This window comes from Cytobacillus sp. Hm23 (genome assembly GCF_051842895.1).
Lineage (GTDB): Bacteria > Bacillota > Bacilli > Bacillales > SM2101 > Nanhaiella.
The window spans coordinates 186,958-207,298 of sequence record NZ_JBPXRQ010000003.1; the positions used below are offsets into that span (position 1 = coordinate 186,958).

Genomic DNA, 20,341 nt, shown 5'->3' on the forward strand with positions numbered 1-20,341 from the left:
GGATTAGACAAGAAGTAGCAATTCTGATTTGTTACATGCTTATATGGATGACATGTCGGTTTGGGTTTACTTCGCATCATGAAATATAACCCCTAAACTATACCGCGTTCCAGAGGTGACCGTGCCAACGCCATGTCGCAGAGTCACCCTGTAATAGCCACGTGTACCTAATATCGGTCGATGTTGGGTTGGAAAGATGAGACCTTCACCTTGATTCAGCGTAATGACATGACCTCTGCTCTGTGCCCGTGGTCGCTGTTCGATGAGTAAAAATTCACCGCCTGTATAATCTTCATTCTGTTGGTTCAGAGTAAACACGACTTGAAAAGGGAAGAAGATATCACCGTACAAATCCTGATGGAGACAATTGTAGCCCCCTACTTCATATTTCAAAATTAGTGGAGTGGGGTGATCCTGCCCCGCCTGATGACATTGATCAAGAAACATCGCCAAGGTTTCTGGGTACTTAGGTGATCTATTCATCTGTTCCAACCAACGATTGGCCGCCTTGGCAAGCTCCGGATACAATTTAACGCGATGTTGCTGTAATAGATCTGGAAGAGGAGTTTGATAATACTTGTACTCTCCCTTTCCGAAACGATATCGCTTCATGTCGATGGTCTTGCGATATAGAGATTCGTCTTCATAGCCTTTGATCAGACTAGTGCACGAGTCCGTATTTAAAAGTGGCGGCAGTTTGGCGTAGCCCTGTTCATCAAGCATTTGATGCAGCTCGGCCCATTTAAGATTGGATAAAGATGTTATATGTTGTTTAGACATATTGTTGCTCCTTCTCATTTGTAGTTGAGCCTCGTTCAAGTTTCAACAGTTGTGTTTTCATTTCCATTCCGCCGCGATATCCCGTCAACGATCCATTTATGCCAATTACACGGTGGCATGGAACCGTAATCAGGATTGGATTTGCTCCAATGGCCCTCCCAATCGCCCGAACCGCAGCAGGTCTTCGAATTTGACGAGCAATATCTGAGTAGGATCGAGTTTGACCGTACGGAATATCACATAGTGCCTTCCATACGGCTTCCTGAAAAAGTGTTCCGCGATAAAAGATTGGAATCGTGAAATGATTGAGTTTTCCTTGAAAATAACGAATAAGCTCATCTGCAAATGGTTGCAATTTTTCGTCATCTTGAATCAGATCATCTCCAGGAAAGTAATGATCTGTCCATTTCACCAATTCTTCAAATGGTTGATTTTGTGATCCCACAAAACATAAGCCTCTGCTTGTTGCAGCAATGTAAATCTTCCAGTTTTCATAAGAAAACAAGGACCAATAGAGAGAGCTGCTTTTGTTAAGTGTCATTTGAAAAAGCCTCCTTCAAGCGTTGTTTTTGCTGTCGACGATAGGCTTCCGGCGTTTGTCCAATTTTCTTCTTAAACAACGTAATAAAATAAGGCGTATTGGAAAGCCCGACAGATTTACCGACTTCAGCAACCGAGTCATCGAAAGTAGTCAATAACATTTTCGCTTTTTCGATCCGGATATGTTGAATGTAATCCACTGGGGTCATGCCTTTGATTTTTTTAAACGTTCGATGCAAGTGATAGGGAGATACGTGGCTCATAAGTGCAAGGACTTCAAGCGTCAAAGTTTCATTGTAGTGGCTATCCACATATTCCGTTATGAAAGCAATCCATTCCTCATCTGGCAACCTTTGCCCAGTTGGCTTGCACCTTTTGCATGGGCGAAAATGCGCGGCTAATGCTTGATCAGCATTTTCAAAAAAGCCAATGTTTTCTCTATTAGGTAATCTTGATTTGCATGAAGGGCGACAAAAAATCCCTGTTGTTTTTACTGCATAAAAAAATTGTCCGTCATAAGAAACATCATTATTGGCAATGGCCTCCCATTGTTCATCAGAAACAACTGCGGATAGAATTGGCTTGTCAGCGTCTGGTTGTTGAAAAGCCCAATGCGGATTCGTTTTCCAATCGTCTGTCATTTTGAATCACCTCTAGCTTTAGTATAAACCTGAAACCCAGCTTATGTACGTATTTTAGAATGTAATAGCAAGATAACGAAATTCTGATGACAAGTTGTTATGTTATCATACGTAGTCAGATCAGAATGAAAAACCTGTGAATTCAGGAAACAGCTCGATTTCAACTCGTCCAAATATACAAATGTAGGATCGGGTCAACGTTTCATATATTGTTTGGAATCCTAAAGACGTCATCTGATAACTGGTCAAAGTGTAAAACAGCATAGTGACAAATACCTTCAGTATTTTATGAACTTTGGTGTAAGGAATAAACACGATCAATATGTGTTAAAAGGAGCGGACCATGTAGTTTAGGTTACTTGTTATTACTGGTTATGATAAAATACCATCCAAAGCTCTAAAGAAAAGCTATTCCAAAAGGTTTTTTTGTTTTAAAAGACATTTGAACATATAGTTTTAGATAAAATGTCATGGTATAATTATCCAAAATAAAAAGTGGGGTGATAACATTGTCAGAAGAACCTAATTATAAAGAAATTAAAAATCTTAACATATACCACCTTGAAGTGACTAAAGCTATTTCTTTTATTTTTATTCTAGCTTTTTCCTTTGTGACGGCTATGTCTCCAATGGGTCTATTAGAATCATTTGGAGATGATGCAGTAGCAGCTTTTTTTATAATGATAATTTTATTATTCGGATCAATTGCAGTATTCCTTACATCAACAATTGCTTTAGTTAATGTTAAGAAGGATTGAAGGACATGGATAACTGTTCCTAGAAAACTGATATTTTATTTTGACTTAGTCGATCCTTTGAGTATCTTTTAAACCATTCTCTCATGGTCAGAATAGCCTCATCTATAAAGATGTTTTCATTTTCTGTAACGTTTCATAGTTTCGAATAAGTCTTAGCACACCTAATTAAAATAGCCCCCTCCAAGCTAATAAACTCAATAATCCAAGTGCATCCATATTCTTAAATTTGGTCTTTTATCAGTTGCATATATATTTTTTCAACATCTACTTTTACAACTAATTCTTTAAGAGGACTGATGTAATAATGGGAAACTGTAAGTACAAAGATGTTAAATGTCCTCGATTATTTAAAACTCAAACAGAAACGGAAATCGATTTTAGCGTTATCATTACTACTTAAACAACAAAATGTTGAAGTTAAACTTGATTTAACTTCTGAATTGTTATCTGAAATATCCCTCTCTGACCCAGTCAATCAGCCACAAGGTACTACGTTTGATGAATTTGACTACATTCTTCAACGCTCTACCAATAATGGACCTTTTTCTAATCTATCCACGGTAACAGCTAGACAAAGAAGGTTTTAATAATCCTGATAGAGCATCATTAATCACTAACCATACTTTGACAGATAAATCAGGAATAGGTTTACATTTGTATCGTGTATTTATAGATAACAGCACTGTGGTTGCTGGAGCAGCAATATTTGATTCACTAATGTTCCAAACTCGTTCCTTAAATACTACTATTTTCTGCCCTTAATTTTTTATAAATTAAAATCATTCACTGCTTCATCCCCAAGGTATTAGCTAATTCTTATAGAACGTGTTGGCCACTTGTCCTAGGTATAGAATTTTAAAAATCCCACTTCTGTAACGAAGATGGGATTTTATTATTTTTTTCAGTTTATTGTTAGCAAGCAATTAAGTCTATCTTGGGGTCTTCATACAACCTACAAAATTATGAATCAAATAAACTTGTTATTCCACAATATGTCCCTAAAAAAAAGAGACGATAATCTTTTCAGATTAGCGCCCTGTTAGTGAATATTTTCAGTATTTAAAGAGGAGTAGTAAAACCCATTACTTCAGAGAGTGATACAACCACTATTGGTATTACGTTATGAACTTTGCGTCACAAATCTTTCTAATTTTTCCTTATCGATGAAATTTTAATTTTCACGTACATAAATAGAGAGCGTAGCACCTTTTCATCTGTAAAAAGATGACTACCATATAAAAACACTTTTTATGGTACGAATTTGGTAACATTAGCAACAAAGCTTACGAAAAGAGCCTTTATAAAAGTAACTCCGAACTTAACCATTCATTAAACTCTTCATTAGTTTTTCTTATGCTTTCTCCATCAAAAATAATATTTATATCTTCTTGTTGATAGTAAAAGAATATATAATATTCTTTACCATTCTCTGTCCCATGAAATAGCATTGCATTATAATCATCACTTTCAAAGGTCCAATCTGGATTTTCAAATGTATGATTTAACAAATCGTACATACTCTCTTCATTTGGACCTTTAAACTTTGCCATTTGCTCCTTCATTAGTTCATCAAAATTCTCCATATCTTCTTTTCGTATCGGATTCTCTTCTGATTCTTCTGTCTCAGATAATGTAACCTGACTATCATTTATTGAAAACTCACTTAGCCATTCATTGAATTCTTCATTCGTTTTTCTTATGCTTTCTCCATCAAAAATAATATTTATATCTTCTTGTTGATAGTAAAAGAATATATAATATTCTTTACCATTCTCTGTCCCATGAAATAGCATTGCATTATAATCATCACTTTCAAAGGTCCAATCTGGATTTTCAAATGTATGATTTAACAAATCGTACATACTCTCTTCATTTGGACCTTTAAACTTTGCCATTTGCTCCTTCATTAGTTCATCAAAATTTTCCATATCTTCTTTTCGTATCGGATTCTCTTGTGATTCTTCTGTCTGAGATAATGTAACCTGACTATCATTTATTGCAAAATCGGTTTTCTGATATACTAATCCTCCACCGACTAATGACATTGTTAACATACTAGCAATTATGATTTTTATCATGTTGTATAACCTCCAATTTTTTGTTTTTTCTTCTTGATGATTGTATTTTATTACGGTTTGTTTAAAAGAAGATTACAAAAAGGTTACAACTTTAATCTCTAGTAAGCACAATATCCACTGACGTGTATAAAATTGAATAAATCCCCGTCCTGTAACAGAGAGGGAATTTGATTTTTTTGTATAGGCTCATCACCTAATTAAGTTTGCAAAGAATTTATTGTTAATAACTTGTTAATTACAATTATTTCAGGAAAAATTCACTCAATCTTTTTACCCATATTAAGAGACGTCTTTCGTGTTATATAATAAGTGCCCTAAAGCAGAATACACTAATTCATAATAATTCTAATAATAACTCTTTTAAAACTGCACACTAAATCCATTAAATTTATGTAATCCTGTTCCAAATTTCACAAGCTTATTTTCTTTTAAATAGCTAATTCCTTTTTTAACTTCCTTCAGTATGTTTTTTTCAAGACCTAATGAGTTATGTGAGCCATATATCATCATAACGTCCTCAATATTTGATATTCTTTCTAGAGAATCAACTAAATCAACAGGGCTGGTAGAAGGATAATAAGCATAAATTGGTGTTTGATCATAAAGTAAATCACCCGTGAAGAGATATTTCTCTAATCTATCAAATATTGATATATGGCCTGGCGAATGTCCAGGAGTATGATAAATTTCTAGCTGCCTGTTACCGAGATCAATTACATCACCATCTTTCAATAACCCTGTCGGCTCACCTTGAAAAGGTTGGTATGTATTAGGGTTAAATGTTTCTGGCGTCGGTATTGTTATGTCTCTACTTATGTGTTCTCTTATTTGTTCTATAGATAATCCTCTGATCCCATTCACCAACCAGTCTTTATCTCCCTCATGTACATAAATTTCATTATACTCCCCATGGCTTCCAATATGATCAGTATGTACATGTGTAGTTAAAACCTTTATAGGTAATGAAGTAAGTTGATCAGTAATCCTTTTGATATTATCAATACCAAGTCCTGTATCAATTAATGCAGCTTCCGTATCACCTAATAATAAAAATGAATGGACTTTTTCCCAATGCCCATATTCGCTTATAGCAAAAGTTGAATTACCTATTTCTTGAACCGTAAACCATCTATCCTTTATCAAAGTCATAATTTACCCTCTCCTTTTATCATATAAAAATGTAATTATTAATATTTGTTTTACAATATCAAACTTATATTCTTTAATTTACCAATCCAATTATACTGAAAGGGTTTGTTGAAAGTAAATATAAGAATTATAGAAGGAGAGGCTAAGTTGTACCTGTTTAAACGAAGGTTAATCTTGTCCTAAGATCAATAAACGCTAACCTTTATTGATTAGCGCCTGTAGTATTGCGAAAGAGTTGATATCAAGATAATCTATATCAATAATATCTCGTTATTGTTACAGTAAGAACAATAAGGTAGTTAACGATTTAGGAGAAGCTATTTAGTTACCCCATTCTTACTCAAAATACCTACCATTGCATGTTTTATGAAGACTAAGGGAATCTATCATTTCAATTCTTTGATGAGTATATTCAACTTCTAAACTAACATTTAGAATCTAATAGTCTATTGTATTAACCTTATAACCATGATTATTATTTGTTATAAAGCTATTAAGACGTTACAGCAATTCCTTGGGCTCCATTTCCTCCACCAGGTATTTTCGCTATCAACTCATTATTTGAAGTTTGGAATACTTCAACACTATCAGGGTTTGCATTGGACACATATACTCGACTTCCATCAGTATTAATAGCCAATTGTTGTGGTGCATTTCCAAGTTGTACTTGTTTTATTACAGTATTACTAGTAATATCAATAACATTTATACTGCCGAATGGAGAAAAAACTTGATTAGCGATAACGTAAACAAAATCAGATGATGGAGATATCACAACATCAAGACTAAAGTTAGCTCTTGACAATTCTATAGATGCAATACGCATGTTATCCGCTATTCGAAAAGCTTCTACAAATTGTGAACCACCAATCACATAAAAGAATTCACCACTAGGAGTAATTGCTAAATTCTGAGGGTTAGGCGCAGAAGTATTTATAGTATCAAATATTGTTTGATTGGAAGTTTCGATAACAGTTATCGTCCCAAAAGGACTAACAACGTAGACAAATTGGCTATTGGGTGTACTTGCAATAGATAAAGGAGAGTTTGGCACAGAAATTGTTTTAATAACAACATTATTAGAAGTTTGAATGACAGAAATGGTATTATCCTGTGTATTAGCGATATAAACAAACTGACCATCAGGTGTAATAGCAATATTGTTATATGTGTTTGCTCTTGATCCTTTACCAACACTAATACACTGTATAACCCTATTCTCACTTACTTCTATAACAGATACTGTCGATGCGTCAATATTATATACATAAACAAACGCACTATCAGGTGTGATGACTAAGTTTTGGGAACCTCCTCCTGTACTAATAGGGTCCCCAACAATGGTATTGTCTGATACACGTATTACAGAAACAGATCCACTATTCAAATTGGCTACATAAGCAAAACTTCTATCTTGTGTAATCGCTACCCTGAATGGTGTGTTTTGAACTGGTAAAGTTGTGATCGGCATGTTTTCTTGCCCGTCAATTACTGTTATATTATTTGAGAATTCATTCGTTACATATACTGTTTCAAATGTCTGTTGACAGCTTACAACTGTAAATTCTGTAATAGATATTGGGACATTGTTTACCTCTGTTGAAGCTATGATTGTAACAACTGTACCTAAAAGAGGAGGGGTTACAGTCACCATAGATGTATATTCACCATTATCATCAGTAATTGTTGGATTCGGGTCAAAATTGACGATACCAGGTAACGAACTCGATAAACATACTTTCGCTCCTTCAACTGGACACACTCCGTTAGACGTGACCTTTCCTGAAATAACACTTTGACACTTTATTTCACACGGAACTATTAAGGTAATAGTTGGATTACAACATTTTTCTGAAAGATGTTTTGTCATAATTCTCACCTCCTTCTATAGTTAACTGAAATCTAACAAATCTATAAGAATAACAGTACTTCAAATTATTATAATTATTAACAATTACACCACTTTATTTCACCATTCTCCAAAATACTTAATAAGATTTATATTCTAATGGAGTTTGTACATTATATTTATATTCATAATAAGGGTAGAAAGCTTTAATTACTTCACACAAAATTCAATTCTAATATCACTTGGATAGCCCAAAATTGATTTATCTAACCTTACATGAATACAAGCATATCTCAAAAAGCATAAACCAATTAAGTACTCACCTATATTTAGACTAGATTATTTCTTTTTTTATGAATAATTAAGTGCAAATAAAAAAGCCTTTACTCATTAAAAGTAAAGGAAGGTGTCGGGATTATCCCATCCACTAACAAATTATGTTATTTTATTTTTAGATGTGTGGTACAGTAATCTAAATGATACCATTTTTTTACTTAATAGATCTAAATATAAGGAGTGATACACTTGAAGGGTAAAGGATCTATGAAATGGGAGCCTTCTTATATGCAGCCTGAACAGATGAAAATGCTCCGTGATATAAAAGATGATTATTATAACATCAAAAAACCTAAATTGGATAAACATGAAATTGAGGTTATAAATAATATTATTGTTGAAGCAATAAAACAAAAAACTGAAATAATTGTGACATACTTTGAAAATGGGCAGTTTAAACCTTTTGTTGGACATATTCTTTATGCTGACACGATCAATAAACATATTAGAATAATAGATAAATTCCAGGATGTCCATAGAATTAATTTAGATGATATCATCAATATTCAAATCAGTTAACAACCCTGAGAATGATGCATGGACTTTTTTTGGGGTTGTTTGCATGAAATAGTTAAAATTATTACGGACTTTGGATGAATAAAAGTGTGAATATTTTCATCTCATTATTCGCAATTTTGTAGAATAGATATTTCTCTAGATAAATTTCTAAAAAAAGATACAAATCGATGTAAATTACCTAGTACACCAGTACATGCTTATTCTTTATAATTGGCATACCATATTTTATAGGATCCTTCTGCCAGCCTCCCTGCTCACCCTCCTTTCATGCCACGGAACAGGGAGGTTACATAATCTTCTACTGTTTTAAATGACTATTCTGAAGAACTACTGAATTCCATCTCTATTTCCATAACCTTCTTCTAAAGCCATTGCATCTGCTTTAGTCCTATGAATCGTACCAAATGGATGGTTTGGTGGAGCATATATCGAGTATAGCTTTAAAGGAACATTTCCTGTATTTATCACATTGTGCCACATTCCAGCAGGGATCATTATGGCAGAGTCATCAAAAATTCTTTTTTGAAAACTTAAATCTTCTCTCTGCTTACCCATTTGTACAATTCCCTGACCTTGTTCAACTCTTAAAAATTGATCAGTGTTAGGGTGAATTTCCAAACCAATATCTTCACTAACATTGAGACTCATTAATGTAACTTGAAAATGTTTACCCGTCCAGATTGCTGTACGGTACGAATTATTTTGTTTGGTAGCTTCATTGATATTTAAAACAAATGGGTTTGCTCCATAATCTCTTAACACCACCCTATTATGACTATAAAATGGTGGATACGAGCTATATATCTTATTAGAAAGAGCGTAATACGGTGTAGGATTTCTGTAAGTAAGAATTGGTCTATTCACGTTATTAGAATGTTGATACATATAGGGCACACAGTACATTTCCATCAATCCCCTCAGATGAATTTATTGTTATTTACAAATTATCTTATGTGCTGTAGTAGAGGAGTGTACTTGACTCAATGTATCTTTATAGAAAGTAAACCTTCTTTATCGATTTAAGTTCTTTCACCCATTGTGTTGTCTAAGTTGAATTAGACTTTGGTAGGATACGACAGTATCTTTTCAGATTCCCTTAATGGCAAACATGTTTAAGCCTGAATATTCAGTTTCAATTGCCATAACAGACAAAATCCCATTACAAAATATTCCAAATTTAAACATCTCTGCATCTTGTTCTATTTGTTCCCCAAACATCATCGTTTATACTTTTTTGACTTAGGTATCCATTTATAAACTGATCCAACATATTTTCTAAATCGGAATAATTTTGTTTTAAATTCCACCAAAACACAGCTAAATCATAAGAACGATATCTAATACTACCACAATCAAAATCGAATGCTTCTATTTTGTGATCAATTAAATGGATATTTAAAATTATGGAAAGTAAATAATATAGAACATAGTTACCTTTATTCTCTCCACTTCAATAAATTTGAAATTAAGTCTGAAGAATGATACTTTAACCACTCATCTGCATCTAAAACCCAATCTATAATCCCTCTCATCCAAGATTCATCATCCAATCCCTTTTCATATCTTCCAAAAAAGTAAATTAACATTGCAATTCTTCGGACTTGAATTAAGAATGGTATGTGCTTTATTTCAATATCTGCAATTGTAAACTTATTGAAGTACCCTTTACAAAATGCCTCAATTATACCCCATCCATTGCCATGCTTCCATAATGCAGATGGTCCGCCACCTATACTAATAGCCAAATCCATAACTCTTAAATCAAAGCAAAAAAATTCAAAATCAATAATTCCAGAAATACTCCCCTTATGGATTAAACGATTACCATTTGTATAGTCTCCATGAATAAATTGTTTTGGTAAATATTTATATACATCTTCAATTTTTTCGAATATATTTTCAAATAAATATTGTAGTTGTTCTTTTTTTATATTAGATGAAGGTAAATGATTTACAATTTTTTTGATATCTGTAATATCTGGATGAAAGGAGTTTAGATTTGAATAAGAAGGGTTCAAATCACTAAAAATACCTTTTTTCATTTTTGAGAAAATGAAATTTAATTCTCCTAATGCCATTCCAGATTGATATTGATGTTTGTGATCCTCTAAATTCGGATGTACTCCTTTAATTAGAGGCATCAATATCGCATAAGTGTTTTGATCAGGTAAGAATACAATTTGTTCTTTATCAACTGTTTGTTTAAAATGGGGAATTGCAAAGGATAAATGCTCTTTTTTTAATAGGTTTAGTACCTTTAGTTCTCGTTTTATTTTATTAATATTATTCTCACTTTCATAAATTCTTAGGATGTATGATGATTGAAAATGATCAATTTTGTATATTTTATTAAAATGTCCAATAGTAATTTCTGTTACTTTATACGGTTGTGAAATATTCCATAAATTCTCTATAAAAGTAAGGTTCATCTTCTTTCGTTCCTGCCTTTAAATGATGTTTGCTTTTATGCAGGGAGCTATCGATACTATTTCATAAGTAGTTCTATCAGTCCTTAAATAACATCTTTACTTTTCATGTCTTCTATTTTTCAACAATCCCTGTTCCACAATTAAAGACACCTCTCTCATTACAGATTAGGGCCAAGATTATGGAATAATCCAATGGTTTGTCCAGGTTCATATTTTGTCACTAATTTCATAGTCTTTAGTAATAAAATTTAAGAAACTCAATTATCTCATTGTTTAATTTTTCTAAATAAATTCCGGAAGGAAAATGCCCCATATCGAATGATTTGAATGATATTAAATTTGGTATGATTTCTTTTGTTTTTTCTTTCAATCTATTTTCAGGAAAGAAAATGTCCTTTTTCCCTACTATAGTTAATGTCGGAGATTTATAATTTAGTAGTTCTTTTTTCTCAGTTAATTTAGGCATATCTTGTTCAAGTTTTACATATTTGAAAACATCACCTATAATTTTTTTGTCATGCTCCTTCATTGAATCGGAAGACATAATTTTTGTGATTTTATTAAGATGTTTACCTGATGATGTGATGTTATATAAAATTAAAGGAAGTAAAATATCCTTAATCATACTAAGTTTAGAACCTAATTTTATCCCTGCTGGTGAAACTAAGATGGAACAATCTATTTTTTCCGGCATAAATGTGGCTAGTCTCAATATAATACCTGCCCCGTATGATGGGCCAATAAATGCACTACTCTTTATATTTAAGTAATCCATCATTTCTTTTATCCAAAGAGCGAAACTGTCATCCTTTGCAGAAATTCTATTTTCATCACTATAACCTGGATGACCAATTGTATCTGGAGCATATACTTCTTACTCGCTTGTTAATGGAGAAAACCAGGACATTGTCATAGGATTAATGCAGTTACCTCCTTGAAAGATAAATAATGGTTTTGCTTGAGCTGGACCTGATACAAGAATGTGGGTTTTACCAAAGCTTGTGTCTATATACATTCGTTCCACATTAAATTTTAGTGTCTGTAAATAATCTTCATAATGCTTTTGAATAAATTGTTTACCCTCTTCACTTTTATAAATTGTACTACTCCTCATAATAGCCCCCAACTTTCTACATTATCTCCTTTTTAATATTAAGGCTTGGTATAATCGTAAAAACCCCTTTCTTTGTCAGCCCAAAAAGTACAAATCCAATTACACCGCCTAAAGTATTAACAATTAAATCGTCTACATTAAATCCTCGACCCATTACCAATCCTAAGTAAGTAAAAGTGAGTTGAATAGTTTCAATAGTAAGACTTACAAGGAATATAATTAAAAATACTCTAGATATTCGTTTCACTTTATAAAATAAAGACATATAAACACCTAGAGGCATGAGCATAATCAAGTTAAAAAATGTTAGCTTAAAAGAATTCCAAAAAAACCAATCTAAACCATTAGTGCGATACATACTAAACAGGTCACCAATAAAATAAAATGGAATTAATTGAGTAGTTGGTAGAAAGTCCTTTTGAGGCGGGAACACGATGCCTCCAGTAGTAAGTTGAACTACATTAAGTAAATAGAAAACAAAACTATAAAAAATCAGTCTCCTTACTATATCCTTTGATTTGTTCATAATAAAATCTACAATAATATAGAACAATAAAAATAAAGATCCGATTACAACAACATCATACACTGTAAACAAATTACTTCCCCCTGCTTCTTTTTCAACTCTACTGCCTATTCATGGAACAATGAATATTTCGTCATTTGGTAAATTCTGATAAACTAAGTTTATCATAAGTAGTTTAGATACATCTTTAAAAGATAATTCTTAGATTTCAATTCCATTTGCTATAATCATTTTTAAAGATATTGCATTACTATCACCTCTCATTCCATGACAAAATTTAAACTCCAATAATTCCAATTAGAAAATGTACGTTCTTTTTTTAAAAAAACTTCTTCTAAGCCATTATCTTTCTCTAAATACACAAGAATTAAATTTCATTACTTGCGCCATAATCACAGCGAAAGGAGTGTAAGTTAACATGGATAAAGTGAGTAAACCGATAATTGTAGAATTTCCTTTAAGAGGTGAGTGGATTTCTCCGAATACTCCAGGAAAAAGAATTCCGAGCCACGGATCAAACCGCTTAGGAACACGATATGCTTACGATTTTTTGCAAGTGAATTGGGACAGAAAAAGTTGGCCCAGCTATCGTGTTCTTCCATTACGATATTTTCTTTTAGGTGCTCCTCTGAATAATTTTTACTGTTGGGGTAAGGATGTGCATGCGCCTTGTGATGGGATCATTGTCAAGGCAGAGGATGGTTACAAGGAGCGCGCAAGGGCGCATCTACTTTCAGACTTGTATGTTGCATTAAAAGCTGCCTATGCTTTCGATCCAAGCAAAGACAATATACAATCTGTTGCTGGGAATTACATCATTATGAAATGTGATGATAATGTATTTGCTGGATTAGTTCATCTTCAAACAGGGTCAATCAAGGTTTCAGTTGGTCAAAGCGTGAAAAAGGGGGATGTTATCGGTAAAGTAGGTCATTCCGGTAATTCTTTTGGCCCTCATTTACATTTTCAGCTCATGGATAGCAGTGATATAGTCACTGCAAATGGGTTACCTTGTGCTTTTGAACAATATGAATTATTTCAGAACGGGAAATGGCGTAAAGTGTTTAATGGTATTCCCACAGATAAAGATAGAATAAGATTTTCTGTTTAGTCGCCCCGAATACCTAACACTTTGAATTTAATCTCTTTAGGTCAACAAAAGGTCATTATAAAATAACTCTAAATATCTTTCTAGAAGGATAACACCTAGTTTTTATACATCGTTTCTCAACAATCTGGTCCTAAAATGATAAAGACGCTAATCCTTATTTCAAATTAGCGCCAGATTGGAATAACAATTTCAAATCAAATATTTAAGCTAAACTTATCTATTATGGTGAATAAAGGTTAGGGATTAATTGAATTTGTTTACCAATACAATATCCATTACTATAAATGCAATCGCTGAAAAGACACAGGCATAAATACGAAATTTCTTATCTCTAAACCTCCATAACATCAACGACGCTATTGTAAAGAATAATATCCAAGCCTCTATTTTTTGAATTCTTCTTTGATTTTGATATATCACCAATCCTTCCTTATTATCTCCATCAAAAGTTTCTTGATGTATTCTTTTACCATACCAACTATAATTAGTAATCTGATAATTAGATGTTTGTTCAATATACTCAATATTTTTATACCCTAAAGCAGGCATATAAATAGAGAAGCTACCCAATAACACCCCAAAAATCAATAATAAAATATATGATACCTCTTTTTTGGTCAATCTACTCCCCCTCCAAACGAACTCCTATCCATATTCGTAAGTTAAAATTAAGTTTATACCATATTATTTATGTGTTCTTATTTAGTCTGATCAATAAAAAAGAATTTTCACTTTGTTAATAAATTCAGTGTCCAAATTTAGTGGTTTACTGTCCAAACTCAGTGGTTTACTGTCCAAACTTAGTGTTTTACTGTCCAAACTTAGTATTTTACATATTATTAACATACTCGACCTAGCTGATTTAACTTCCATGGATTACTAAACTCTCATTCTAAAGTTGTATTAATATATCATTCTTAATTCTCATACCGTCCTTTAGACATATTTAGTATAATGAAGTATGCTGATTTAGAGAATCAAACTCTTTCAACCTACGATAGAGTTGAGCAAAGGATACATAGAGTAAATACTCGGAGGGAGGAGTGTAGGTTGGGAATAACAAGAATTCATCCAATAAGTCTCACCATAATCATTGGTACACTCTTTGCTCGAATGGCTACATTTATGACAATCCCATTTCTAGCAATTTACCTCACTTCAGTGAAGGGGGTTAGTCCAGGTTTTGCTGGTGCTATTATTGGAATAAGTTCAATTGTAGGGCTATTTGGTGGTTTTATTGGTGGCTTTTTATCGGATTTATATGGGCAAGAAAAGGTCATGAAATATTCCATTTTTATTTGGATTTTTGTTTTTGTTGGCTTTGCTTTAGCAGAAAGTGTAGTTACGTTTTTTATTTTAAATGCCTTAAATGGTTTATGTCGTTCTTTTTTTGAGCCTTCGTCTAGGGCATTACTTTCAAAGGTTACTAAACCAAAAAATAAACTGTTGGTGTTTAATCTTAGGTATGCAGCCATTAATATCGGTGCTGCAGTAGGTCCCCTTATTGGATTAAAGATAGGTAGCTCGTCTTCAACGTCTGCATTTTTTGTGACTGCAGTTATTTATTCTCTTTACTTTATTGTTCTGCTTGCCATGTTTTCTATAAACCAAATTGATGATAGTTTAAACACTAAAACAAATGAACGGGTAACGATGGCAAAAGCATTGAAGGTACTTAGTGCTGATCGTGTATTTCTTTTCGCAGTCATTGGGCTAGTTATGGGGGTATGCGGTTATTCCCAATTCAGTTCAACCATCCCACAATATTTAGCCTCCTCACCACTTATTACGAATGGTGTAGAGGTATTCTCTTACCTTATTGTGTTTAATGCTATAACAGTATTAATTGTCCAATACCCAGTAACAAGAATAGGAAAACGTTATTCTGCACTAACATCAATAATGATTGGAACGTTAACGACATCTATTGGGTTACTAGGCTTTGCATTTTTTACTTCTATACCCTTTTTATTTTTGTCGATCTTCGTATTTACGGTCGGTGAAGTAATGATGTTTACAATGACAGATTTATTTATTGATCAAATATCACCAAATGAAATGAAAGGTCTGTATTTTGGTGCGATGGGTTTTACTGCAATTGGAAGTTCATTCGGTCCTTTGATTGGTGGGCTTATGTTAGAGTATTTCGGTTATACAAACCACTTTACTTTGTTTAGTGTGTTGGCACTAGTCTCTTCACTTGGGTTCCCCGTTCTTCTGTATGTTAAGGGCTTAATGAAATCAACAAATCGAAAAGTAGGATATAGTCTATAAACATATTTGACTTAGTTGAGTTTTTTCCTTATCCCCCGAGAAGGTCTATTATGGAAAGAGACTGTCCAGAAAGTTAATGCGGATCTTTCATAAAGAAAGTGGCTTCTCCTTATAGAAATGCGCCAGATTATTTAATAAGAAGGTTTGATAATCTACATTTTGAAAAATGTAGATTATTTTTTTGCAAATTCAAATATAATATGGGTATGGGGTGATTTAATGAAGCGAATAATAATTATTTTACAAATCATAACACTAGTAGCGTGTACTAACTCTTATAATGACATTGATGATTTTAGAATATATGAATCATATTATGGACACGGAGGCAATGAGGATTTTAGTGAACAATTCGTAAAATATTCTATAACTTTATATTACAAAGAAGGAATGGTTTTAGATATTAATAGCATTGAACCAGTATTAGGGACATGGATACAAGGTAGGCTGATAAATCATGAGATTAGTAATATTAATGAAAATCAAGATGAGAATTTCATTAATATTGAAGGTAGCGTACATTATGATTCAGATGGTCTTACTAAAGAGAGCATTGACCGAAAAGATCGTTATGAGAGATCGATTTTAGGTATAGTATTTCAATTAGATGATGGCCATAAATATAAAGTAACTGGATTTGGAGAATCAACAATAGTAGAAGAATTAACAGAAAAAAGTTTAGAATAGTATACGAAAGTGTTCTTTACTATAAAAATCTATCTTTACTTTTTTATACCTAGTGCTAGTGCCGTTACATAGTTCATTTTTTATTATTGTGCTTAAATACTCGTTCACACAATTATCTTTTCTTTTTGGTATTTATATATTTTCAATACAAAATTTCCAATAGAATATTCCCCTACTTTTCATTTCTGAAAAAATAGAACTATACTACTTACTAATTAACGTTATGGCTCAACAACAAAAAATGACGCTTATATGTATTTCAGATTAGCGCCAGATTGTGGAGGTATATAAATGTGATAATCTTCTACCCTATGATAAAGAAACCATTAAACATAATATAAATGCAATACTCGATAAAGGTGTCATTACGTATCTTTCTTTTTTGCTTCTGGATATTAGATTTCCTATCGTATTTAAGCCCAAATAAACTGTTACTATCCAAACTAAAATATGTGTAGGTAAAAAATTAAAGATATTTAACAAGTCACTATGCTGTAAAAAAACAATTCCCATAAACAAAAGGATGATAGCATTTATGGCACTTACAATACGTAGTTTTTTAGGTAAAACTTTATAAAATCCACCCATCGCATATTCGCCTAAAGGTAACCCTAGTACAAGTAAAACCTGAAAAGCAGCTATAGAAACAAACATTATAGTAACAATAATCGATAATGTGTAGAAAATATCCCCGTCCATAAAATTCGCCTCCCCCAAATATTATATTTCCTATAATACTCAGATATTCTTCAGCCCGCAGACTAAAATATTACTTATTCCAGTAAATATTCAGCTTATTTTATTGGATCACTACTTCCTTTCAAACACGCGCCTTTTTGTTGAATCAATCTATTTTAACTACTTGAATAACGAACTATGCATCCTGACATTTGTAAATCCTAGACTGGCATAATAAACAAAAGAAAGATTAGTCACAATTTTTTAGTTCGTAAGGAATGAGATTATTTTTTTATTTACGACTTCAGATTTCTGCATTGGGAATCCGTGTGTTCCACCTATTATACTTGCTTTAATATTGGGGCTAATATTATTGAATTTGTCTATAAGTTGATTATGTATTTCTTTTTTGTAAATAGGATCTTTATCTCCAATTAATAGTAAATAAGGTACTTTAAGTTTCATAAAATCATCATCTGAATATACGATAATTTTTGTACCCCTGGCCCATCCTTTGAAATTCTTCATTCCTTCAGTAAACAACAAAAAGGCAGGGTTAGGGTAATTATTATTATCCTTGCCACTTATCCATTTTAAAAATTTATTGATTTTTTTATCTTTCCCACTAAATAATGCAGGAAGGAGCTTTATATAAAAACTAGTAGTCAAAGGTGAAATAGTTCCTGCAGGAGACATTGTTACGACTCTTTCAATACGGTTAGGAAAATTCATTGCAAAGGCAGTTACTAAAAATCCTCCATATGACCACCCAACCAGATTGGTTTTTTTCAAGTTTAATGCATCTAATACTTCTACTAACCATTGTAAATAGTCTGTTAGAGTTATTTTTATTCTGTTACTTTCTGTTCTATTTGGTTCTCCGATTAAGTCAATACAAAAAATATCAAAATGCTTAGAGAGCCCTTCTAAATTTTTATGCCAAGCAATGGAGGTGAACCCCATGCTATGTAGCATCAATAACTTCGGACTATTTTCCAGTCCACAACGGATAACGTGAGTATTACCATAGCTTGTTCCAATATACTTACTAGTAAATGGTGTAGTTAGTTGAGATAAGGCTAGATCATATATTTTTAGATACTCGGATTTCTTTTTTTCACTTCTGAAAAGTTCAATCTGTTTACCCATCCTACCTTCCCCCATTAACAGTTAATCAAAATATATCCATTATTTTAAGATGGATTCTACACCTCAACGTCTGGTCAGTTCTAACACGTTTGTTACATTTTCTTGTTGCCCAATAGTAAGATGAACTTATTTCTTAAAACTAATCTACTCAATAATCAATGTGTCCTATAGTTGATACACCTTCGATAACCAATTAATAGATTTATACACCTCCTTGTCATTTATATTTCCATCAGTTATTAAGCCTGTTAGCTTAATACCACTATCTCCACCATATTCATCATAGGTGTTAATTATCAATTGGATACCATTACTCATATCTATTATCCAATCTTCGGATCCTACATAATATGGCCTATAAATGGTGTTAATGACCCCTAGAGTTTTATTTAAAGAATCTATAACTATGTCAGCATGATAAAATTGTTGGTATGCAAATTGGGGAGGATTTTCATTTTTTCTAAACAGAGATTTGATATGATTCTGTCTATCGGTATTTTTGCTAACTACACCTTCATATGGAATATAGTTACCTCTATCATCTTGTTCTTTTATGTAATCCCAAGGAACTTTTGGTCGTAATTTTATTAATCTCGGTTTCATTCTTTCCCCTTTGTTTTCTTTAACTTAATTTTCTATACCCTGTATTCAATTACTGATACTTTCGTGAAACTAAAAATTCTACTAATGGTAACAAAACCATAGCTATACCCATAATCCCTAAAATAAAGAAGTTATATGTACCGTTTACGGAATAATCTAAGAAGACAAAGATTATTATAATTACTACTAAAATATAATAGCTAATTTTTGAACTTTGCTCGGTAATCTTTCTGCCTAATTCTTCATTTTGTAAAATCCCATCTTTTTCTTTTTCTCCTCCCCATGTAATAGCAGAAAAAAACATCATAAATAAACTACTAAACACCAAAATTTCATTAAACCCAACTTCTTTACCTGTTATGGTTTTAAATATTGTAAAACTTAGTACAGATAAAATAACTAATCCCAAAATAAGCCCCTCAATTTTTCTAGTACTCATGATTTATCCTTCCTCCTCCTTTGTATAATAATTGATTACTCTATATGTCATCTCGTCTTTTAGGTCTAAAAACTTCTTCCATAGGTTTATTTAGGTGAAATGCAATATCAAAAGCTAATTGAAGACTGGGGTCATATTTATTATTTTCAATTGCATTTACTGTCTGCCTACTAACATTACAAAGATCGGCTAACTTACCCTGTGATAAACCTTTTTTCTCTCTGTATTGTTTAATTTTATTTTCCAATTTTTTGTCACCACCATAAACAAGGTGTAAAACATGTTTTACATCTTATATAATATAAAAATACCCAATATTTGTCAAAGGTTTTTGGAATTGGTCCTTTTTTTTCCGCTGATTTGCTCGAAAAAACATTTCATACTATCTTACTAATTTTAGCATTTACCCTTATCTTCGTTTTTCAACAATAATTACATAAATTAAAAAAGACGCATATCTTCATATATCAGATTTGCGCCAGATTGTGAAATAACTGTAATTAGTAGTAGGGTAAGCGCCCAGCGCCTTGTCATATTTCTACGATAGGTTTCCAAACGCTCTCCTCCGAACCGTACGTACACCTCTCAATGTATACGGCTCTCCACCTATCATCTAAATATTTAGACTTGTTTAATACTACTCTAAGGTTTTGTAATGCCTCACGCATTAACCTCATTTTG

At 32.5% G+C, this 20,341-nt stretch carries 24 protein-coding genes; 6 read left to right on the forward strand and 18 right to left on the reverse strand.

Annotation, left to right across the window (positions count from 1 at the left end):
• Nucleotides 1-66: 66 nt before the first annotated feature.
• From ACSVDA_RS03425 to ACSVDA_RS03435, 3 genes are read right to left on the reverse strand one after another with little or no spacing between them, the layout of a single operon-like run.
• On the reverse strand, nucleotides 67-780 hold the full coding sequence (locus ACSVDA_RS03425; protein ID WP_485880847.1) for a 2OG-Fe(II) oxygenase: 714 nt from the start codon (nucleotides 778-780) through the stop codon (nucleotides 67-69).
• Complete coding sequence (locus ACSVDA_RS03430; RefSeq protein WP_485880849.1) at nucleotides 773-1,321, reverse strand: methylated-DNA--[protein]-cysteine S-methyltransferase; 549 nt, start codon at nucleotides 1,319-1,321, stop codon at nucleotides 773-775. Before ACSVDA_RS03430 ends, ACSVDA_RS03425 begins: the two co-directional genes overlap by 8 nt.
• Nucleotides 1,311-1,961, reverse strand: coding sequence for a bifunctional transcriptional activator/DNA repair enzyme AdaA (locus ACSVDA_RS03435; protein WP_485880851.1), 651 nt, complete (start codon nucleotides 1,959-1,961; stop codon nucleotides 1,311-1,313). The genes ACSVDA_RS03430 and ACSVDA_RS03435 overlap by 11 nt, the downstream gene beginning before the upstream one ends.
• A gap of 509 nt (nucleotides 1,962-2,470) precedes the next feature.
• Between ACSVDA_RS03435 and ACSVDA_RS03440 the strand changes: the two genes are divergently transcribed.
• A complete protein-coding gene (locus ACSVDA_RS03440) occupies nucleotides 2,471-2,719 on the forward strand; it encodes a hypothetical protein (RefSeq protein ID WP_485880852.1) in 249 nt (82 codons plus the stop codon).
• A gap of 326 nt (nucleotides 2,720-3,045) precedes the next feature.
• Entirely contained in the window at nucleotides 3,046-3,306 is a 261-nt protein-coding gene (locus ACSVDA_RS03445) for a hypothetical protein (protein ID WP_485880854.1), read from the forward strand.
• A gap of 711 nt (nucleotides 3,307-4,017) precedes the next feature.
• Here the strand turns inward: ACSVDA_RS03445 and ACSVDA_RS03450 are convergent.
• The 3 genes from ACSVDA_RS03450 to ACSVDA_RS03460 all read right to left on the reverse strand — a co-directional run bounded on the left by ACSVDA_RS03450 (nucleotide 4,018) and on the right by ACSVDA_RS03460 (nucleotide 7,816).
• Complete coding sequence (locus tag ACSVDA_RS03450; protein ID WP_485880856.1) at nucleotides 4,018-4,797, reverse strand: hypothetical protein; 780 nt, start codon at nucleotides 4,795-4,797, stop codon at nucleotides 4,018-4,020.
• Between the two features lie 360 nt (nucleotides 4,798-5,157).
• Nucleotides 5,158-5,946, reverse strand: a complete 789-nt coding sequence (locus tag ACSVDA_RS03455) for an MBL fold metallo-hydrolase (RefSeq protein WP_485880858.1) — start codon at nucleotides 5,944-5,946, stop codon at nucleotides 5,158-5,160.
• Nucleotides 5,947-6,439: 493 nt separating this feature from the next.
• Complete coding sequence (locus ACSVDA_RS03460; RefSeq protein ID WP_485880860.1) at nucleotides 6,440-7,816, reverse strand: beta-propeller fold lactonase family protein; 1,377 nt, start codon at nucleotides 7,814-7,816, stop codon at nucleotides 6,440-6,442.
• A 504-nt stretch (nucleotides 7,817-8,320) separates the two neighbouring features.
• On the opposite strand from ACSVDA_RS03460, the gene ACSVDA_RS03465 reads away from it, so the two are divergent.
• Nucleotides 8,321-8,650: a YolD-like family protein gene (locus ACSVDA_RS03465; RefSeq protein WP_485880862.1), complete on the forward strand. Its 330-nt coding sequence runs from the start codon at nucleotides 8,321-8,323 to the stop codon at nucleotides 8,648-8,650.
• 327 nt (nucleotides 8,651-8,977) lie between these two features.
• Here ACSVDA_RS03465 and ACSVDA_RS03470 read toward each other — a convergent pair whose 3' ends face one another.
• The 6 genes from ACSVDA_RS03470 to ACSVDA_RS03495 form a co-directional block, all read right to left on the reverse strand.
• A complete protein-coding gene (locus tag ACSVDA_RS03470; RefSeq protein ID WP_485880900.1) occupies nucleotides 8,978-9,553 on the reverse strand; it encodes a cupin domain-containing protein in 576 nt (191 codons plus the stop codon).
• 183 nt (nucleotides 9,554-9,736) lie between these two features.
• Nucleotides 9,737-9,871, reverse strand: coding sequence for a hypothetical protein (locus ACSVDA_RS03475; RefSeq protein WP_485880863.1), 135 nt, complete (start codon nucleotides 9,869-9,871; stop codon nucleotides 9,737-9,739).
• Between the two features lie 215 nt (nucleotides 9,872-10,086).
• Complete coding sequence (locus ACSVDA_RS03480; RefSeq protein WP_485880865.1) at nucleotides 10,087-11,079, reverse strand: phosphotransferase; 993 nt, start codon at nucleotides 11,077-11,079, stop codon at nucleotides 10,087-10,089.
• A gap of 235 nt (nucleotides 11,080-11,314) precedes the next feature.
• Nucleotides 11,315-11,857: an alpha/beta fold hydrolase gene (locus ACSVDA_RS03485; RefSeq protein ID WP_485880867.1), complete on the reverse strand. Its 543-nt coding sequence runs from the start codon at nucleotides 11,855-11,857 to the stop codon at nucleotides 11,315-11,317.
• Between the two features lie 96 nt (nucleotides 11,858-11,953).
• Nucleotides 11,954-12,193 (reverse strand): hypothetical protein, encoded by a 240-nt coding sequence (locus tag ACSVDA_RS03490; protein ID WP_485880869.1) that lies wholly within the window; start codon nucleotides 12,191-12,193, stop codon nucleotides 11,954-11,956.
• A gap of 16 nt (nucleotides 12,194-12,209) precedes the next feature.
• Nucleotides 12,210-12,782 carry a VanZ family protein gene (locus tag ACSVDA_RS03495; RefSeq protein WP_485880901.1) on the reverse strand — a complete coding sequence of 191 codons (573 nt, stop codon included), beginning with the start codon at nucleotides 12,780-12,782 and terminating at the stop codon, nucleotides 12,210-12,212.
• A 355-nt stretch (nucleotides 12,783-13,137) separates the two neighbouring features.
• Between ACSVDA_RS03495 and ACSVDA_RS03500 the strand changes: the two genes are divergently transcribed.
• On the forward strand, nucleotides 13,138-13,830 hold the full coding sequence (locus ACSVDA_RS03500) for a M23 family metallopeptidase (RefSeq protein ID WP_485880871.1): 693 nt from the start codon (nucleotides 13,138-13,140) through the stop codon (nucleotides 13,828-13,830).
• A gap of 243 nt (nucleotides 13,831-14,073) precedes the next feature.
• On the opposite strand, the gene ACSVDA_RS03505 is transcribed toward ACSVDA_RS03500, so the two are convergent.
• Nucleotides 14,074-14,451 (reverse strand): hypothetical protein, encoded by a 378-nt coding sequence (locus ACSVDA_RS03505; protein WP_485880873.1) that lies wholly within the window; start codon nucleotides 14,449-14,451, stop codon nucleotides 14,074-14,076.
• A gap of 429 nt (nucleotides 14,452-14,880) precedes the next feature.
• Here ACSVDA_RS03505 and ACSVDA_RS03510 point away from each other — a divergent pair, with 429 nt between their 5' ends.
• The gene (locus ACSVDA_RS03510) at nucleotides 14,881-16,104 is read left to right on the forward strand and encodes an MDR family MFS transporter (RefSeq protein ID WP_485880875.1); all 1,224 of its coding nucleotides are present in this window, start codon (nucleotides 14,881-14,883) and stop codon (nucleotides 16,102-16,104) included.
• 219 nt (nucleotides 16,105-16,323) lie between these two features.
• Nucleotides 16,324-16,791 (forward strand): hypothetical protein, encoded by a 468-nt coding sequence (locus tag ACSVDA_RS03515; protein ID WP_485880877.1) that lies wholly within the window; start codon nucleotides 16,324-16,326, stop codon nucleotides 16,789-16,791.
• A gap of 309 nt (nucleotides 16,792-17,100) precedes the next feature.
• On the opposite strand, the gene ACSVDA_RS03520 is transcribed toward ACSVDA_RS03515, so the two are convergent.
• From ACSVDA_RS03520 to ACSVDA_RS03540, 5 genes are all read right to left on the reverse strand, one after another.
• A complete protein-coding gene (locus tag ACSVDA_RS03520) occupies nucleotides 17,101-17,490 on the reverse strand; it encodes a hypothetical protein (RefSeq protein ID WP_485880878.1) in 390 nt (129 codons plus the stop codon).
• Between the two features lie 243 nt (nucleotides 17,491-17,733).
• A complete protein-coding gene (locus ACSVDA_RS03525) occupies nucleotides 17,734-18,618 on the reverse strand; it encodes an alpha/beta fold hydrolase (RefSeq protein ID WP_485880880.1) in 885 nt (294 codons plus the stop codon).
• A gap of 165 nt (nucleotides 18,619-18,783) precedes the next feature.
• Complete coding sequence (locus ACSVDA_RS03530) at nucleotides 18,784-19,221, reverse strand: hypothetical protein (protein ID WP_485880881.1); 438 nt, start codon at nucleotides 19,219-19,221, stop codon at nucleotides 18,784-18,786.
• A gap of 49 nt (nucleotides 19,222-19,270) precedes the next feature.
• The gene (locus ACSVDA_RS03535; protein WP_485880883.1) at nucleotides 19,271-19,660 is read right to left on the reverse strand and encodes a hypothetical protein; all 390 of its coding nucleotides are present in this window, start codon (nucleotides 19,658-19,660) and stop codon (nucleotides 19,271-19,273) included.
• A gap of 40 nt (nucleotides 19,661-19,700) precedes the next feature.
• Entirely contained in the window at nucleotides 19,701-19,907 is a 207-nt protein-coding gene (locus ACSVDA_RS03540; RefSeq protein WP_485880884.1) for a helix-turn-helix transcriptional regulator, read from the reverse strand.
• Nucleotides 19,908-20,341: the final 434 nt, after the last annotated feature.

What these genes read in the sequence shown, in the direction of transcription:
- ACSVDA_RS03425 (WP_485880847.1), bottom strand. Translation starts at nt 780, where the DNA reads ATGTCTAAACAACATATAACATCTTTATCCAATCTTAAATGGGCCGAG.
- ACSVDA_RS03435 (WP_485880851.1), bottom strand. Translation starts at nt 1,961, where the DNA reads ATGACAGACGATTGGAAAACGAATCCGCATTGGGCTTTTCAACAACCA.
- ACSVDA_RS03455 (WP_485880858.1), bottom strand. Translation starts at nt 5,946, where the DNA reads ATGACTTTGATAAAGGATAGATGGTTTACGGTTCAAGAAATAGGTAAT.
- ACSVDA_RS03470 (WP_485880900.1), bottom strand. Translation starts at nt 9,553, where the DNA reads ATGTACTGTGTGCCCTATATGTATCAACATTCTAATAACGTGAATAGA.
- ACSVDA_RS03520 (WP_485880878.1), bottom strand. Translation starts at nt 17,490, where the DNA reads ATGGACGGGGATATTTTCTACACATTATCGATTATTGTTACTATAATG.
- ACSVDA_RS03485 (WP_485880867.1), bottom strand. Translation starts at nt 11,857, where the DNA reads ATGATGGATTACTTAAATATAAAGAGTAGTGCATTTATTGGCCCATCA.
- ACSVDA_RS03480 (WP_485880865.1), bottom strand. Translation starts at nt 11,079, where the DNA reads ATGAACCTTACTTTTATAGAGAATTTATGGAATATTTCACAACCGTAT.
- ACSVDA_RS03500 (WP_485880871.1), top strand. Translation starts at nt 13,138, where the DNA reads ATGGATAAAGTGAGTAAACCGATAATTGTAGAATTTCCTTTAAGAGGT.
- ACSVDA_RS03490 (WP_485880869.1), bottom strand. Translation starts at nt 12,193, where the DNA reads ATGAGGAGTAGTACAATTTATAAAAGTGAAGAGGGTAAACAATTTATT.
- ACSVDA_RS03450 (WP_485880856.1), bottom strand. Translation starts at nt 4,797, where the DNA reads ATGATAAAAATCATAATTGCTAGTATGTTAACAATGTCATTAGTCGGT.
- ACSVDA_RS03515 (WP_485880877.1), top strand. Translation starts at nt 16,324, where the DNA reads ATGAAGCGAATAATAATTATTTTACAAATCATAACACTAGTAGCGTGT.
- ACSVDA_RS03445 (WP_485880854.1), top strand. Translation starts at nt 3,046, where the DNA reads ATGTTAAATGTCCTCGATTATTTAAAACTCAAACAGAAACGGAAATCG.
- ACSVDA_RS03530 (WP_485880881.1), bottom strand. Translation starts at nt 19,221, where the DNA reads ATGAAACCGAGATTAATAAAATTACGACCAAAAGTTCCTTGGGATTAC.
- ACSVDA_RS03460 (WP_485880860.1), bottom strand. Translation starts at nt 7,816, where the DNA reads ATGACAAAACATCTTTCAGAAAAATGTTGTAATCCAACTATTACCTTA.
- ACSVDA_RS03535 (WP_485880883.1), bottom strand. Translation starts at nt 19,660, where the DNA reads ATGAGTACTAGAAAAATTGAGGGGCTTATTTTGGGATTAGTTATTTTA.
- ACSVDA_RS03430 (WP_485880849.1), bottom strand. Translation starts at nt 1,321, where the DNA reads ATGACACTTAACAAAAGCAGCTCTCTCTATTGGTCCTTGTTTTCTTAT.
- ACSVDA_RS03525 (WP_485880880.1), bottom strand. Translation starts at nt 18,618, where the DNA reads ATGGGTAAACAGATTGAACTTTTCAGAAGTGAAAAAAAGAAATCCGAG.
- ACSVDA_RS03475 (WP_485880863.1), bottom strand. Translation starts at nt 9,871, where the DNA reads ATGATGTTTGGGGAACAAATAGAACAAGATGCAGAGATGTTTAAATTT.